The organism is Actinacidiphila yeochonensis CN732 (genome assembly GCF_000745345.1).
Classification (GTDB): Bacteria; Actinomycetota; Actinomycetes; order Streptomycetales; family Streptomycetaceae; genus Actinacidiphila; species Actinacidiphila yeochonensis.
On record NZ_JQNR01000005.1, the window covers coordinates 4,396,279 to 4,411,277 of the forward strand.

The window sequence follows — 14,999 nt, forward strand, 5'->3', positions numbered from 1 at the left end:
CCCCGGTGGGACCGGCCGGTGCCCGACGGGAGGACCGGGAGGGCCAGGTCGACGAAGGCAGGACACATCCTGACCCGTCGCAAGTGATCTGGTTCTTGACCATGCCCGTGACCTGCGGCGACCAGATGGATTGAGATGAGGAGGAGTCGAAAATCTCAGCTGATGTGGTCCAGGTTCAGCGAATCGACCGATGTTGTCCTGTGCCCCGGCTGACTGTCCTCGACGGGCCCGCCCAGCCGCTGTCCGGTGTCAGTGGCAAGCGGCAGACTGCGCGCATGAATGATGCCCTTGAATCTGATCGCAGTGACCGCGCTGAGCTGGCTTGGGTCAGCTCGATGGGCGGTCCGTTGATCGTGGTCCCCGAGTCCTGCGTTGGCGCATGGGGCGGGTGCACGGAGGAGGGAGCCGTCCTGGGCGAGGACGGTGGCCGTGATGATTATGACCGGGCTTGCGAGGTCGACGACTGGGCTGGCGTGATCGCCGTGCGCGCGGAGGCTGCGACGGCGCTTGTCTTGGCCGATGAACCCGCGATGACGTGCTTCCTGTCGGAGGAGTTGGTCTTCGTGCGATGGCTGGCTGCGGATTCGCAGGAAGAATTGCTCGCCGGAGCGGAAGCAGTCGTTGCCGACCCGGATACTCCATGGGAGGACGGCGGCTTGTGGGTCACTGATGGCCCGGCGGTGCTGATGGACTCGGCCGTGGCCGGCGCGGATCTCGGAGTGGAGTATCCCGGTGGTGGCCGGCCGGAACAGGCTCCCGTGCAGCTTTCGGCAGGTCGGTGGAGGGTCCGCGCTGTCCATACGAAGAACGAGTTCGCGTGGGTCGGCGTGGTGCAGCTTGTTGCCGAGGATGGCTCGGTCTGAAGGCTGGTATCCCGCGCCATTCATACTTCGATGGCACATGCTGAGAGTTTGGTGTCGCAGGACAGACGTTCGCGGTAGGCCCTCTGGTGACAGCGGTGAGAGCAGGTTCGCCGCTGTGCGTAGCTATTCAGATGGTCCACCGCAGGGTCTGACCGACGATCAATTCGCAGATGCCGCGAAGACGGTGCGCGCGGGTGCCGGGCATCTTGGGGACGACATCGTCGTGCAGGGAAGCCGAGCCGCTGGCACTGCGCGACCTGATTCGGACATCGACTTGGCCATCAGGGTATCGCCTGAGCGATTTGACGAGCTGATTCAAGAACGCTTCGGGTCGCCGAACCCGGGCAGTGCGAAGGAGCGCACGATGATGTGGGCGATGGACACCGGCAAGATCCAGGCCGGTGAGGCTGGGGTCAGCGGGATTCGGAGATCTTTGGAAGCGCAGCTTGGTATGGATGTAGACCTGTCGGTGATCCGACAGAGCGGCCCGTTCGACAACCCACCCTTCATCGAGGTTCCCTGATCATGGCTGACGACACACACCAGTTCTGCAAGATCTTTCTTCGTTCGGCGGAGCTGCTGGAGATCATGGCGATGCTGGCTGAACTCCTGGGAGGCGAGTTCCAGCGCCGAAGCATGCAGCTCACCGAATTGATGGTGGACGTGTTGAAGAACCCTGACGCGGGGATGAACGAAGATTTCGTCTGCTGGCCGACGTTCGTGGAGATCGAGGCCGACACCGACGCCACCAACGAGTGGGTCGCAGGGACCGCCGCAAGGGTTATTACGGCGATGTGGGGTGCGGGTATCCCCGCGGTGGCCGCATGCTCCTTCGAGGACGAGCTGCCATGGCGCGGCGGGATCGCCCGGCTCGATCCGTGAAGAGGCCACAACCGCGAGACCGGCTCGCGACCAGAGCTGACTTCTCCACGGACGGGGAACAGTTCACCAAGTCAAGTGGCGGTCGGCTGCGGTGGCAGCCAAGGCCCGTCGGTGAAGAGGCGGACGAGGGCGTCGAGGTGCTCGATGCCGTGTTTCGCGGCGGTGGACAGGTATGACCAGATGACGGCGAAGTCGGCGAGTCCGGCAAGGGTTCGCCAGCACCCCGAGACCCGCTGGCGGATCTTCGCCCCTCTTACTTCCAACTCGGCTGCGTTGTTGGTGAAGGGGATCGTCAGGTCGTGGATGAAGGCCAGGATCATGTCGCGGTGCTTGTCGAAGCGAGCTGCCAGGGTCAGGGTCCGCTGCTGGAGTGGGGTCCTGCCGGGGGTGTTGTCCGAGCGCATCGCCGCGATCGCGCCCGCGTAGCGGCAGCGGATCTCGGTGAGTTCCTGTTCTGAGAGCGCCTCGCGGCCGGCCCGGCGGGCTTCGTGGGTTGCCTTCAGGGCGAGGACCAGAGTGTTGGCCATCGCCTCGGTGCCCTGCTGGTGGCCGGGGTCGGCGTCGTGGACGGCCTTGAGGTCTCGAAGCGTGTGGGCGCCGCACCAGACGTGGACGGCGTCGACGAGGTGGGTGTAGCCGCCGTAGCCGTCGCGGACCAGGATCCCGGCGAAGCCGTCGAGGATCTTCCCGGCGTCGATGTCGGCGATGCCGCGTCCTCCGACGTGCATGGCGGTGAACGTGTCGTCGCAGGCCACGTGCAGGTATGCGAGTTTCCCGGCGGACCGCGCGGTGGTCTCGTCCACGTGCAGGAGCCGGGCCCGGTGCAGGATCTGCTGGATGTGGGCCATGAACGGCTCCAGAGCGGCGGCGGCCTGGCGGCGGACGTTGACGAGCCAGCCGGTCGAGCAGTCGATGCCGGCCAGGTCCCGCAGCAGCCGCTTCGCGCGGCCGGAGGGCAGGTGATGGGCCATCACGGTGAGCACGGCCCGGGTCTTCACTCCCGGACCCCACTGCACCCGGCCGCTTGCGCCAGGGGGCGTCGGCCCGACGGTGACCGTGCCGCAGCACGGGCAGGTCTTGGAGATCACCCGGTACTCGGTGACCAGGGGCGGCGGGGGCGCGGCCACCTCGAACACCTGCCGCTTGGATACACCGAACACTGTGGCATCGGCCAGGTCGGTCCCACAGTTTCCGCACTCCGGTGGCGGGCGCTCGATCACCTCGTCCGGATCGGCGACCTGGCGGCGGGTGGCCCCGGGATCGCCGTGTTGCTTGCCCGGCTTGCGCCCGGACTTTCTCCGCATTGCCGACGCCTTCGGTGGCGGCTTGCGATACGGGCCGTCCGAGGACGGAGGCTGCGAGGAGTTCGAGGAGTCCCGGTTCAACCGGTCCTGGAGCTCGGCGACGCGAGCAGTCAGCTCCTCGATCCGACCAAGGGCCGTGACCAGCGCAGCGACCAACTCGCCGCGATCCAGCGCCTCCAGCCCCATATCCACAACATGCTCAACGATCCGGAACCTCGACCGTTACCGAGCCATGAGCCGGAGCCCGGGCGAGACGAACCCGCTCGCCACCCCATGTGAATAGCTACCGCTGTGCCTGGTTAGGGCCGAGGGGCAGTGCAGCTGAGCAGACCTCGCAGAGCCTTAGCGATGGCGGCGACGACAGTTCTGCTCCTTCAGCCAGGGATGCAACTGGGTGAGGCGGTGGTGCATTTCGCCAGCGGTATGCCCGCTGACGACACGGTTGGGAACACGTTCGGCGTTTCGAAGAGGGCCTTCCGGGCGGCAGGGGACGCTCGCAGATGGGACACAGGGGTGGTTCGGTTTCCTCGGCCTGGTCGGATCGTTCTGGGCGGCGTCGCTGTCGTTCGAGGTAGGCGTCCCGGCGGCAGCGCGATGAGCACAGGTGGCGGCGCCGTCCGGGTCGGATTCGCATGATCTCGCCGCACTGACTGCAGGGCACTCGCATCCACTCGCTGAGTGGGTGGCGTCTGCGGTATGCCTTCTGGCGGCAAGCCTGCGAACAGCGCAGTGCTTGACGTCCGAGGATGCCGAGCGGCGGCATGGCGGCGCCGCACTCTAGGCAGTGCCGGGTCTCCAGCGTGATCCGCAGGAAGTCCGGATCGCGGCCCGTGACGGCCGCCAGCCGCGACCAGCTCGGGATGCCTCGATGATCCGGCGGTTCGCAGAGAAACATCCGTAGATAGCCGGGGGTCAGGTGGTTGGCATGGGCGAGGCGGACGATGAACGACCGGACTCCTTCGCCGCCTCGCGGGCGGACCTGGACGGGCAACGGGCGGATATTTCCGCTGATCACGCTGCTTTCGATGATGCTCATGAGGCCGGTTTGGACTTCCGGGTCTCGGCTGCGCGGTCGAGTTTCACGTTCTGCAGGGACTTGCGGGTGATCTTCTCGGTGCCGTCCAGGATGGCGTCGAGGGCGGCCCCGCGGATGAGGTGGGACAGCGAGCCGATCATGCCGCCGGTGCGGTCGTGGAGGTAGTGGGCCAGCCCTTCCAGGGTTCCCGGCCGGTGGTGGTGCAGCCGCAGAGCTTCTTCGAGGGTGGTGACCAGGCCGGTCCACTCCTCGGTGCGGGGGAACGCGACGGTTTCGATGACTCCGAACCGGCTCGCGATCTGACGTCCCCGGGTGCCGTTGAACAGGCCATTTGCCTCCAGGTCGACTCCGGCATAGACGAAAGTGGCCGGGATGCGCTCGGAGAAGTACTTCAGGGTGTCGGAGACCTCGGCTCCGCTGCGGGTCGCGAGGGAGAGATTGTGCAGTTCGTCCACTTTACCGACCGCAGGAGCTCGTGAACCGGCTCTGAACTGCGACGATTCATAGACTACATGTCCGTGACGCTGGGTTGGGGCTCTTCGGTGTCGCCTGTTGGGGTGATTCTTTTAGTGGCTGTTTGCCGTGACACGGCCATGAGGAGGCGGGGGCGGCCCGTCGGGTTGCCCCCGCCTGCGGGGGCGTTCAGTATGCGGGGAATGCCCAGCCACCGGGGTAGAAGGGCTCGCGATCGGCGCGGAAGGCACGTGTGGCGCGGGCCAGTGTGCCGGGCCGCAGTTCCTGGACCAGGCCTGCGGCTGCGAGGGAGGCGAGCGTCGTGCCGCCCAGAAAGACAGCACCCAGCTCGGCCGAGGTCAGGTGCAGGTCTGCGGGGGCTTTCGTGCGCCCGCAGGTGACTGTGTCCCCCTCGGCCTGCAGCCGGTAGCGTCCGGTGTTCCAGGGGCAGACGTGGTCCTCGACGTCCAGGACCACGTCCAGCGGTGTCGAATAGCGGCGTCCAGCGAGGGCCCGGTCGACATCGACGAGCCGAACCCACAGCCGGTCGACCACGGTCGAGCGCACCGCCCGCGGTTCGGTCAGCAGGTGCGGCAACGCCTCATCCACGGCGGCCTCGTACTCGATCCACGGCACCAGGTCGATCCCGGCGAGGAAGTGCCACAGCGCGGCGTATGCCGACCGAGTGGCCGTCGCCAGCTCCACGAGCTGCACCGCGCTTGCGTTGTTGCCCAGGGCGTCCCGCGCGCTGTTGAGCCGGTAGAGCGCGTACCCGGTGGCGTCGCCGCCTGGGCTGTGGTGCACGGCGAATCGCAGCGATGTCGCTCCCCCGCGCGAGTGCGGCGCGTCGTTCAGCCGGCTGTTCCAGAACCGGTTGGTTCGGTCGGGCCAGCCGATTGAGCCGGTCCGGACCTGGTCGTAGACCTTCTCCATCAACGGCCGGGCTTCGTCGCGGCTCAGGAGCCGGATGGTCCCGTCGCCGAAGTCGATTCCGGGGCGGAAGTGCATGGCCCGCTTCTCGCACCGGAGCTGGTTGCCGCGCGTGGCGGGACCGTAGCCGAAGCGGCCGTAGATCGCGGCCTCAGAGGGACGCAGTGCGGCGATCGGCTCACCACCGGACTCGTGCAGGCCGGTGAGCTGCTTGCGCATCATCGAGGTGAGGATGCCGCGGCGCCGGTGGGTAGGGGCCACGCCGACCCAGGTGACGCCTGCGACCGGGAGCACGGCGCCGGGAACCGTGAGGGACCGGGGGTGGACGGCGGCGCCTCCCACAGGGGTGTCCCCGTCGAACGCGCCTATTGTGCGGTCCAGCTCGATGGTGGCGCGTTCGTTTGCGAGTTCCTCATCGGAGAGGTCACCGCCGTAGGTGTCAGTGACCATGCGGGCCCAGATGTTGAACTCGCTGTCGCTGACGGGGCGGAGGATATAGGGATCAGTCACCGAGCCTGTGTAGTGGACATCGGGCCGAAGCGCGATCGAATTATCCTCAAGGAAGCCGGTCTTGTCGGTCTGCGTGGTCATTGCTGGGCTCTTCGGTGAGTCGAGCCTCCAGATCCGCGACCCGGCGGTCCTGGAATCTGAGGTTGGATCGGGCGGCCTTGAGGCGTTCGTCGAAGGATCGGTTGTCGGTGGTGAGCTGGCGAACGCGCTGTTTGAGGGTGGTGTTCTCGGCGGTGATCCGCTGGATGGCTTCCTGGGTCCATTCGGCTTCCAAGTCGCGTACCTGGCCGAGTAGTTCGCCGATTCGGGTGCGCTGGGTGAGGATCTCGGCGTGGGCGGCTTTGAGGGCGTCCTCGGCGTTCAGGGCCCGCTGACGCCAGGTCGCCTCGCGTGCCTCGTCCTGGTCGGTGACCATCTGGCTCCGTCGTTCGCCGGCTTCGGCCATCGCGGTGGCGACTGCGGCTCTGGCGTCGGGGTGGTCGTAGAGGAAGGTGCGGGACACGTTGGCGCGGCGGGCGACGGCGGCGACGCTGATCTGGGTCTTCTCGCGGCGGAGCCGGGTGATGGCGTCGCGGACTCGTCCGAGGGCGGCGTCGGTGCTGCGGTGGCGGGCGGCCAGGGCGGGGGCCGTGCGCGCGTCGGGGACGGTGGTCGTCACGCGCATTGCTCCTGTTCGTCGGTGGTGTCGTCGGCCTGGTCCTGCTCGTCGCCGGCGGCTGCCTCGGCGAGGTCGGCGGCTCGGAGTTGCACAGACCTCCGCGGTGAACGCGAAGACCTCAGCGGCCTCCTCATCGACGAGACCCTCCGGCCGGACATCGACCACCACACCGGTGCCATCGGCCAGCCGAGCGAAGTAGTCCGGAGTGTGCTGACGATCCCGATCGCCATCCCACCAGGACAGGCAGAACGGCTGCGAGGCCAAGGCCACCACCGCAGGGTCGAAGTCCAGGGCCATCGCGGCATCCCGCTCGACCCACGACTCGTAACCCACCAGGTCACGCGAGGACGCCGCCCAGTACTCACCCGTGAAGTTCTTCTGCCCCTCGAACGCGATGAACCTCCTAACCGGGGCAGCACGCTCGAAGGGCTCGTCCCAGCAGCGGGCCAGTGACCCCAGCCGTCCGACCCCGTCGACGCCGACGAAACCCACCTGCACGTCCGACACGTACTCCCATGCGGACCCCGACCTCACCGGCTCGCTCACGGCCACCTCCCCCGACGCTCTCGCTGTCAGCGTCGGCCACCCGAAACGCGGCCATGCCCCGGAGCCACAAGCCATCACCCCATCGAGCGACCACCCGTTCCGTACACCGTGAGAACCAGATCACTTGAGACCACAAACGAACCGGACCAGATCACCTGAGACAGGGGCCAGGTCGACGAAGGCAGGACAACATCCGCGCAGGTCGGAGGCTGTTGTCAGCCGATCGGTTCCGATATATCGTTGAGGTATCGCGAAAGATCTACGAAAGAAGGAGCGACATCATGCACTCCCACGGAAACGGACATGGACACGGCCCGGCGGACGCACACCCGCACGGGCACCACGGACCCTGCGGCGGCGGCCCGCACGGGTGGGGCGAGCGGGACGGGCGCCGCGCGGCGTTCGGGCCGTTCGGGCCGCCCTTCGGCGGCGGCGGGCCGTTCGGCCCCGGCGGCGGACGGGGGCGCGGCGGGCCGCGCGGACGGGCCAGGCGCGGAGACGTGCGGGCCTCGATCCTGGCGCTGCTCAAGGACCGCCCGATGCACGGCTACGAGATGATCCAGGAGATCGCCGAACGCAGCGGCGGCGCGTGGAAGCCCAGCCCCGGCTCGGTCTACCCGACGCTGCAGCTGCTGGAGGACGAGAGCCTGATCGCCAGCGAGAGCGAGGGCGGCAAGAAGCTCTTCGCCCTCACCGACACCGGCCGCGCCGAGGCCGACGCCGGGCCCGAGGCGCCCTGGGAGGACGCCGGGCGCGGCGTCGACTGGGACGCGCTCAACGAGGTCAGGAAGGCCGGCGGGGGGCTGATCGAGGCGTTCCGCCAGGTGTGGGCCACCGGTACGCCCGAGCAGCGCGAGCGTGCCCTCAAGGTGGTCAACGAGGCCCGCAAGCGGCTCTACCTGATCCTCGCCGACGAGGACGAGGGCTGAAGCAGCCCGCCGGGGCTGCCGGGACCGCCCGGCTGTCCCCGACCCGCCACGGCCCCGCTGTACGCCGCACCGAGCGCGTACGGCGGGGCCGCGTCACGCCCGCGTCATGCCCGCGCGGACATCGGCCCGCGCACCCGGGACCCGGTCCCGGTGCCGCCCGCCCTACCTGCGCGGCCCGCTGGAGCCGCGCACCAGCAGCCGCGTCGGCACGATCCGCGGCGGCTCCGGCGCGGGCTCCGGCTCCCGCCGCCCCGCCGAGGGCCCCGCGTCGAGCAGATCCCGCAGCGCCGCCACCGCGGCCTCGCCGAGCGCGCGCTGGTCCTGCGCCACCGTGGACAGCGCCGGCCGGACCAGCGAGGCCGCGTCGATGTCGTCGAAGCCCACCACCGACAGGTCGCCGGGGACGGTGAGCCCCGCGTCCGCGGCGGCGTGCATCGCCCCGATCGCCATCTGGTCGCCCGCGGCGAAGATGGCCGTCGGCGGTTCGGGCAGCGCCAGCAGCCGCCGACCGGCGGCCTCCCCGCTGGCCAGGAAGAAGTCCCCCTCCACCACGTACTCCTCCGGCACGCCGAGCCCCAGGGCCGCGCACGCCCGCCGGTAGCCGGCCAGCCGCTCCGCGGCCGGCGGCAGGTGCAGCGGCCCGGTCACCGTGGCGATCCGGCGGTGCCCCAGGTCGTACAGGTGCCGTACGGCCGCCTCCGCGCCGGCGGCGTTGTCGGAGCTGACGCGGACGGTGAGCGGACCGGTGTAGGAGGTGTCGATGCCGGCGCACGGCACCGTCGAGGCGGCCAGCGTGCGCAGGCAGTGGTCGTCCGGGGGAGTGGTCAGCATGATCACGCCCTCCAGGTTGTGCCGCCGCACCGCCTGCACGTAGGCGGTGTCGGGCTCGTGCGGGGCCGCCGTGGTGAGCAGCATCAGGTGGTAGTCGGCCTCGGACAGGGCCGCGCGCACCGCGGTCAGCAGCCCCAGCAGGAACGGGTTGTGCAGCCCGCGCGCCTCCTGCCCGCTGTCCCAGATCAGTCCGATGGTGTCCGAGCGCCTGCGGACCAGCGTGCGGGCCGGCTCGTTGGGGGCGTAGCCGAGTTCGCTCGCCAGCCGGCGTATCCGCGCGCGGGTGGCCTCGCTGACCTCGGCCCGGTCGTTGAGCGCCCGGGAGACCGTCGCGGTCGACACCCCGCTGCGGCGGGCGAGTTCGCGGATGTTCACACAAGACCCGTTCTGCGTGATCGGACACGGACGGCGGCACCCGGCGCGTGACGCTCTGGGGCAAGCGTGCGCCAAAACGGCGCACGCGTACAGCCTTGACGGTCGCAGAGATCCCGAGCGGGGATTCCGGCCGGTCGGGACGTTCACGGCATCCGCCGGTCGCCCGCACGGGGAACCGCCCCGTGAGGGAACGGAGTTCCTCGCGGTTCTCGGCAGTCTCGGCCGCCGAGCGCACCCGTGAGCACGGCGCAGCCCGGCGCGGGACGTCGCCGACTCCGGTGCCGGAGCCGGTGGCCTGGTGTGCCGGTGTACGTCGTCGAAGCGGTCCGGCGACGTACTCGCGCACGGTCACGCGGGGCGTGCCGCCGATCGCCCCTGCACCCCACCACAGGGCCCGGCATCACCGGCGGCACCGGCGGCAACCGCGGTTCCGGGCCGGGTCCGGGCGGGCTCCGGGCGGGTCGTACCGCCCGGGACCGGCCGTTGTGCGGTGGGATGGGAGCGCGAGGCCCGCCCCGCCGCCCCGCCGCCCGGAACAGGGACGGTGGGCTGGATCGGGGGGACCGGGCCGGAAGTGATCGGGCGAGCGGAACGGAAGGCGGGACACGTGGCCGGCAGGCACGACGGCGGAGCACCGGACGACGCGCGGCGGCGGAGGGCGGCCGGGCCGGCGGCAGGCGTAACGGCCCGGGCCGCCGCCTCCGGGGGCGGAGCCGGCGTACGGCCGGCCGGCGACCGGGCGCCGGACGAGGCACTGCTCGCCAAGGCGCGGGCCGCGCCCGTCCTGGCCGGCCCGCTGCCGTCCTTCGACCCGCGCACCGCGCCCGCCTCCCCCGGTGACCTGTTCGCCGCCTGGCTGGAGCAGGCCCTGGACGACGGGGTGCCCGAGCCGCACGTCATGACGCTCAGCACCGCCTCGGCCGACGCCGTCCCGGATGCCCGGGTGCTGGTGCTGCGCGGCATCGACACCGCGGCCTGCGCCTACGCCTTCGCCACCGACACGCGCAGCCCGAAGGCGGCCGACCTCGCCGCCAACCCGAGAGCGGCGCTCAGCTGGTACTGGCCCGCGCACGGACGCCAGATCCGGATGGCCGGGCGGGTCGAGGTCCGCGGCCCCGAGGCGACCCGGCGCGACTTCCTCGGGCGCGGCCCGCACGCTCGCGCCGCCGCCTTCGCCGGACCGATGAGCGCGCCGCTGGCCGGGCCCGAGGAGTACGAACGCGCCATGGCGGAGGCGCGCGGCACCGTAGCCGCCGAGCCGGAGCGGGTGCCGGCCACCCACGTGCTGTACCAACTGCGCGCCGAACGGGCGGAGTTCTGGCAGGCCGACCCGCCCCGGTTCCACCTGCGCCTGCGCTATACCAGGGACGCCGCCACGGACGCGTGGGACCGCGACCTGCTCTGGCCCTGAACCGCCGCCGCGCGGCGGGCCGGCGTCGGCGGTGCGGCGGCTCCGAGCACCGTCCGCCGACCCGTGAGCCCGGCTGCCGGCCCCGCGAGCCCCGCCCGCAGCCGCCCGCCCCGCCTGCCCGCCTGCCTGCCCGCCCGCCCCGCCTCGGCGGAGGCGCCAAGGGAGCTGACCGCACGCGGGGTTGACGGGAGCCGCTACGGTGGGGGCGTGCACGCGACGGTCCTTTCGCCTCCCGCCGCCTGACAGGCGGGCGGCGCGCAGCTGATCGGTGCCGGAGGTGAGGCCGAGGCCCGGCCACCCCCGGCGGTGCGGCGCTGCCCGCAGACGGTGACGTCCGACTCCGACTCACCCTTCGCGGGAGACCCCCTTGTCGCACCAGCACGTTCAGCCTGCCCAGGCACCCCGTCCCGTCGCACCGGCCGCGCCCGACCCTGGTGCCGCCGAGCGGACACCGCCGAACCGGGCCACGACGGTCCGGGCACTGCTCTACGTCCTCGCCGCCGCCACGTCCTGGGGCACCGCCGGCGCCGCGGCGTCGCTCCTGTACCGGAGCAGCGGCCTCAGCCCGCTCGCCCTGACCTTCTGGCGTGCCGCCGGCGGATTCGTCCTGCTGCTGGCCGTTCGCGCGCTGCGGCCCGCCGCCCGCCGTAGCGGCCCTGCCGGCCCAACCTGCCCAACCTGCCCATCCGGTCCTTCCGGCTGCTCCGGCCCGGACGCGCCGGGGCGGCGGCGCCGAGCCGTCCTGCACACCGCGGCGACCGGCGCGGGGCTGACGCTCTTCCAGGCCGCCTACTTCTGCGCCGTCCAGGCCACCGGCCTCGCGGTGGCCACCGTGGTGACGCTGGGCTCTGCGCCGATGATGATCGCCCTGGCCGCGCGGCCGGCCATGGGCGAGCGGCTGGGCCGCGGCGGCGCGGCCGCGGTGGCCGGTGCGGCGGCCGGACTGGCCGTCCTGGTCCTCGGTGGCGGGGGCGCCGGAGTACGGCCGGCGGGTGTGGGGCTGGCCCTGCTGTCGGCCGCCGGCTACGCGGGCGTCACCCTGCTCACCCGCTGGCACGGGCGGGCGGGCACCGCCGGCGACCCGCTGGAGACCTCGCTGCGCGCCTTCGGCGTGTGCGCGCTGGTGCTGCTGCCGGTCGCCTGCGCCCAGGGGCCGCTGCCGCACGCGGCGCACCTGGGCCGCACCCTGCTGCTCCTCGGCTACCTGGCGTCGGTGCCGACCGCGGTGGGGTACGCCCTGTACTTCGCCGGAGCCGCCGTGCTGCGGGCCGCGACGGTCTCCGTGGTGGCGCTGGCCGAGCCGGTCTCGGCGGCCGGGATCGCCGTCGCGCTGCTCGGGGAGCGGCTCACCCCGGCCACCGTCGCCGGGACGTCGATGCTGCTGGCCGCCGTGGCCTGCCTGGCCTGGCAGGAACTGCGCCAGGGCGGGCAGGACCAGGCAGGACCGGGGGCGGCCGCGTCAGTCGCGTGACAGTTGCCGCAACTGGTTGCGCAGGGCGCCCTGGTCGCCGGGGGCGCCCCGCTCGGCGAGCAGGCCGGAGACCCGGTGGCGTACCGGCTCCGGCTTGTTCGCGCCGAACTTGAACTTAGCCCGCACCTCGGTGACCTCGATCCGCACCCCTCGCAGGCCCGGCAGCATCCGGCCGAACGGCTCGGTGCCGGGCGCCACGGGGGCGGTGCCGCCCTCCGGCTGGAAGTGCGCGGTCTGCCGGCGCAGCAGCTCCGCCTTCTCCTCCGGGTCGTCCACCACCGCGGCCGTGCCGAGGAGTTGGACGGCGGCGTAGAAGCTCGTCGGCGTGCCGTGCTCTGGCGGGGCGTCCACCGGGGCGTGCCAGGGACCGGGGACGAACGCGTAGTCGTCGACGACGCTCAGCGTCACCCGGGGCGCGGCCGCCAACGCGGCCCACAGCGGGTTGGGCCGCGCCAGGTGGAGCAGCACCTCGCCGAGCCGTCCGGGTTCCGGATCGTAGAGGAAGTGCGCCGGCTGGACGAACGGGGGCTCGCCGTCGAGGCCGTTGACGGCGAGCTGCCCGAAGTCGTGGGCGGCCAGCCAGGCGCGCCACTCGGCGTCGTCGGCCGCCGCGTCCCAGGGGTGGATCAGCACGCCGCACCCGCCGTCCGCCGGGCCCGGGAATGCGCACCGGACGGCAGGTAGGCGGGGGCCTCGACGCGCGGGCCGCGGTCGGAGGGTACGACGGCACCGTAGAACGGTGTGACGGGCACGACGCCCGCCCAGTGCGGGAGTCCGACGTCCTCGGGGTCGTCGTTGGGGCCGCCGGTACGGACCTTCGCCGAGACCTCCCGCAGGTCCAGCCGGACCACCGCGGTGGCCGCCAGCTCCCTGCGGTTGCCCGGACGGGAGTCGGCGGCGCGGCCCGGCACCACCTGGTCCACGATCGCGTCCAGCGCCGTCGCCCGCTCGGCGGGGTCGGTGACCTCGTGGGCGAGGCCGTGCACCATCACGCAGCGGTAGTTGACCGAGTGGTGGAAGGCGCTCTTGGCGAGCACCAGCCCGTCGACGTGGGTCACGGTCAGGCACACCGGCCGGCCCTCGCCGCCGGCGCCGCCCGCGTCCCGTACGGCCCGGGAGCCGGTCGAGCCGTGCACGTAGAGCCGCTCGCCGACGCGGGCGTACAGCGTGGGCACCACGACCGGCGCGCCGTCGCGGACGAACCCGAGGTGGCACAGGTAGCCGTCGTCCAGGACGGCGTGCACCAGAGCCCGGTCGTAGGAGACGCGCTGCCGGGCGCGGGTGGGGTCGGTCCGGCCGCTGGGCGGGTAGCCAGGGGGGTCGTCACCCGCGCTCCCGGGGGCAGGTGCGGGAGCGGTCGGCGTGGTGGGGGACGAGTCCATTGCGCCATCCTTTGCACTAGTGCATAATGCTGTTTGTGCTAGGAGAATATCGGATCGCTGGGCGCGGCGCATCGGCTATTGCCGCCGACATCGAGGCGGCGGTCGCGGCGGGCGCCCTGGAGCCCGGCCATGTGCTGCCCCCGCTGCGGGAGTTGGCCCAGGAGCTGGGCGTCAACCCGAACACCGTGGCCGCCGCCTACCGGCTGCTGCGCGACCGGGGCGTGATCGAGACCAACGGCCGGCGCGGCAGCCGGGTGCGGCCCCGGCCGGCCACCACCGGCCGGGAGGCCATCCCCATCGCGCTCCCGCCCGGGGTGCGCGACCTGTCCGACGGCAACCCCGATCCGGCCCTGCTGCCCCCGCTGGCCGACGCCCTCGCCGCCGCCGCGGCCCGCAACGCGGCCGCCCCCGCCCTCTACGGCGGCTCGCCGGTCGACGCCGACCTCGCCCGCCTGGCCCGCGCGGACCTGGACGCCGACGGTGTCCCCGCCGGCCCGGTGAGCCTGACCTCCGGCTCGCTCGACGCGATCGAACGGGCGCTGCTGGCCCATCTGCGGCCCGGCGACGCCGTCGCCGTGGAGGACCCCGGCTGGCGCAGCATGCTCGACCTGGTGCCGGCGCTCGGCCTGCGCCCGGTGCCGGTCGGCCTGGACGACGAGGGGCCGCTGCCGGCCGACGTGGAGCGGGCACTGGCCGCCGGCGTCCGCGCCGTCGTCGTCACCGACCGCGGCCAGAACCCGACCGGCGCCGCCCTCTCCGCGGCCCGGGCCGGACAGCTGCGCGCCCTGCTCGCCGGCCACCCCGACGTCCTCGTCATCGACGACGACCACCTGCACGGCCTGGCCGGCCTCCCGCTGCACAGCCTGGCGGGCGCCACCCGCCACTGGTGGCTGGTCCGCTCGACGGCGAAGACCTACGGCCCCGACCTGCGGCTGGCTGTCTGCACGGGCGACGCGGTCACCAGCGAGCGGGTGCGGGGCCGGCACCGGCTCGGCGCCGGCTGGGTCAGCCATCTGCTCCAGCGGGCCGTCGTCCACCTGTGGGAGACCGGGGCCGTGGACACCACCGCCACGGCGGCCGCCTACTCCGCCCGCCGCCAGGCGCTGCTGGACGCCCTCGACCGGCGCGGGGTCCCCGCGCGCGGGCGCTGCGGGCTCAACGTGTGGGTGCCCGTACCCGACGAGACCGGCGCGGTGGCCGGGCTGCTCCAGCGCGGTTGGGCCGTCGCCCCCGGCTCCCGTTTCCGGCTCGCCTCGCCTCCCGGTCTGCGGCTGACGGTCTCGCCGCTGACCGCGCGGGACGTCGAGCCGCTGGCCGACGCGGTGGCGCGGGTCCTGGCCGGGGCGGGCGCGGACCGGCTGGGGTGAGAGCAGCGCGGCTCCCGGCGGGGCTCGGACCGTCCGGACCCTTCGGACTGC

The 14,999-nt window shown here is 72.3% G+C and carries 14 protein-coding genes; 7 read left to right on the plus strand and 7 right to left on the minus strand.

Translation table 11 applies throughout. The features are described 5' to 3' along the window. The first annotated feature begins 275 nt into the window (after positions 1–275). The 3 genes from BS72_RS29805 (at position 276) to BS72_RS29810 (ending at position 1,745) form a co-directional block, all read left to right on the plus strand. Positions 276–863, plus strand: a complete 588-nt coding sequence (locus BS72_RS29805) for an Imm21 family immunity protein (protein WP_232792571.1) — start codon at positions 276–278, stop codon at positions 861–863. A gap of 115 nt (positions 864–978) precedes the next feature. Then, positions 979–1,386 carry a nucleotidyltransferase domain-containing protein gene (locus BS72_RS34895; protein WP_198545982.1) on the plus strand — a complete coding sequence of 136 codons (408 nt, stop codon included), beginning with the start codon at positions 979–981 and terminating at the stop codon, positions 1,384–1,386. A gap of 2 nt (positions 1,387–1,388) precedes the next feature. Continuing rightward, the gene (locus BS72_RS29810; RefSeq protein ID WP_037914963.1) at positions 1,389–1,745 is read left to right on the plus strand and encodes a hypothetical protein; all 357 of its coding nucleotides are present in this window, start codon (positions 1,389–1,391) and stop codon (positions 1,743–1,745) included. Between the two features lie 71 nt (positions 1,746–1,816). Here the strand turns inward: BS72_RS29810 and tnpC are convergent, their stop codons facing one another. From tnpC to BS72_RS38965, 4 genes are all read right to left on the minus strand, one after another. Beyond that, on the minus strand, positions 1,817–3,235 hold the full coding sequence (gene tnpC, locus BS72_RS29815) for an IS66 family transposase (RefSeq protein WP_078901742.1): 1,419 nt from the start codon (positions 3,233–3,235) through the stop codon (positions 1,817–1,819). Positions 3,236–4,081: 846 nt separating this feature from the next. Further along, positions 4,082–4,540, minus strand: a complete 459-nt coding sequence (locus BS72_RS29820; protein ID WP_198545983.1) for a hypothetical protein — start codon at positions 4,538–4,540, stop codon at positions 4,082–4,084. A gap of 187 nt (positions 4,541–4,727) precedes the next feature. After that, positions 4,728–6,059, minus strand: coding sequence for a GNAT family N-acetyltransferase (locus BS72_RS29825; protein WP_232792572.1), 1,332 nt, complete (start codon positions 6,057–6,059; stop codon positions 4,728–4,730). Next, a complete protein-coding gene (locus tag BS72_RS38965; RefSeq protein ID WP_232792573.1) occupies positions 6,025–7,182 on the minus strand; it encodes a TnsA-like heteromeric transposase endonuclease subunit in 1,158 nt (385 codons plus the stop codon). Before BS72_RS38965 ends, BS72_RS29825 begins: the two co-directional genes overlap by 35 nt. 281 nt (positions 7,183–7,463) lie before the next feature. On the opposite strand from BS72_RS38965, the gene BS72_RS29835 reads away from it, so the two are divergent. Continuing rightward, positions 7,464–8,111, plus strand: a complete 648-nt coding sequence (locus BS72_RS29835) for a PadR family transcriptional regulator (protein WP_037914967.1) — start codon at positions 7,464–7,466, stop codon at positions 8,109–8,111. Between the two features lie 162 nt (positions 8,112–8,273). Here the strand turns inward: BS72_RS29835 and BS72_RS29840 are convergent, their stop codons facing one another. Continuing rightward, the gene (locus tag BS72_RS29840) at positions 8,274–9,317 is read right to left on the minus strand and encodes a LacI family DNA-binding transcriptional regulator (protein ID WP_051951824.1); all 1,044 of its coding nucleotides are present in this window, start codon (positions 9,315–9,317) and stop codon (positions 8,274–8,276) included. A gap of 607 nt (positions 9,318–9,924) precedes the next feature. On the opposite strand from BS72_RS29840, the gene BS72_RS29845 reads away from it, so the two are divergent. Both BS72_RS29845 and BS72_RS29850 read left to right on the plus strand, forming a co-directional pair. Continuing rightward, on the plus strand, positions 9,925–10,728 hold the full coding sequence (locus tag BS72_RS29845; RefSeq protein ID WP_232792574.1) for a pyridoxine/pyridoxamine 5'-phosphate oxidase: 804 nt from the start codon (positions 9,925–9,927) through the stop codon (positions 10,726–10,728). Positions 10,729–11,209: 481 nt separating this feature from the next. Next, positions 11,210–12,199, plus strand: coding sequence for a DMT family transporter (locus BS72_RS29850; protein ID WP_051952068.1), 990 nt, complete (start codon positions 11,210–11,212; stop codon positions 12,197–12,199). Here BS72_RS29850 and BS72_RS29855 read toward each other — a convergent pair. After that, entirely contained in the window at positions 12,188–12,832 is a 645-nt protein-coding gene (locus BS72_RS29855) for an FMN-binding negative transcriptional regulator (RefSeq protein WP_037914968.1), read from the minus strand. The two genes, BS72_RS29850 and BS72_RS29855, sit on opposite strands and share 12 nt — an antisense overlap. Further along, entirely contained in the window at positions 12,826–13,581 is a 756-nt protein-coding gene (locus BS72_RS29860; RefSeq protein ID WP_051951825.1) for a pyridoxamine 5'-phosphate oxidase family protein, read from the minus strand. Before BS72_RS29860 ends, BS72_RS29855 begins: the two co-directional genes overlap by 7 nt. Before the next feature lie 35 nt (positions 13,582–13,616). Here BS72_RS29860 and BS72_RS29865 point away from each other — a divergent pair, with 35 nt between their 5' ends. Further along, on the plus strand, positions 13,617–14,948 hold the full coding sequence (locus BS72_RS29865) for an aminotransferase class I/II-fold pyridoxal phosphate-dependent enzyme (RefSeq protein ID WP_078901945.1): 1,332 nt from the start codon (positions 13,617–13,619) through the stop codon (positions 14,946–14,948). Positions 14,949–14,999: the final 51 nt, after the last annotated feature.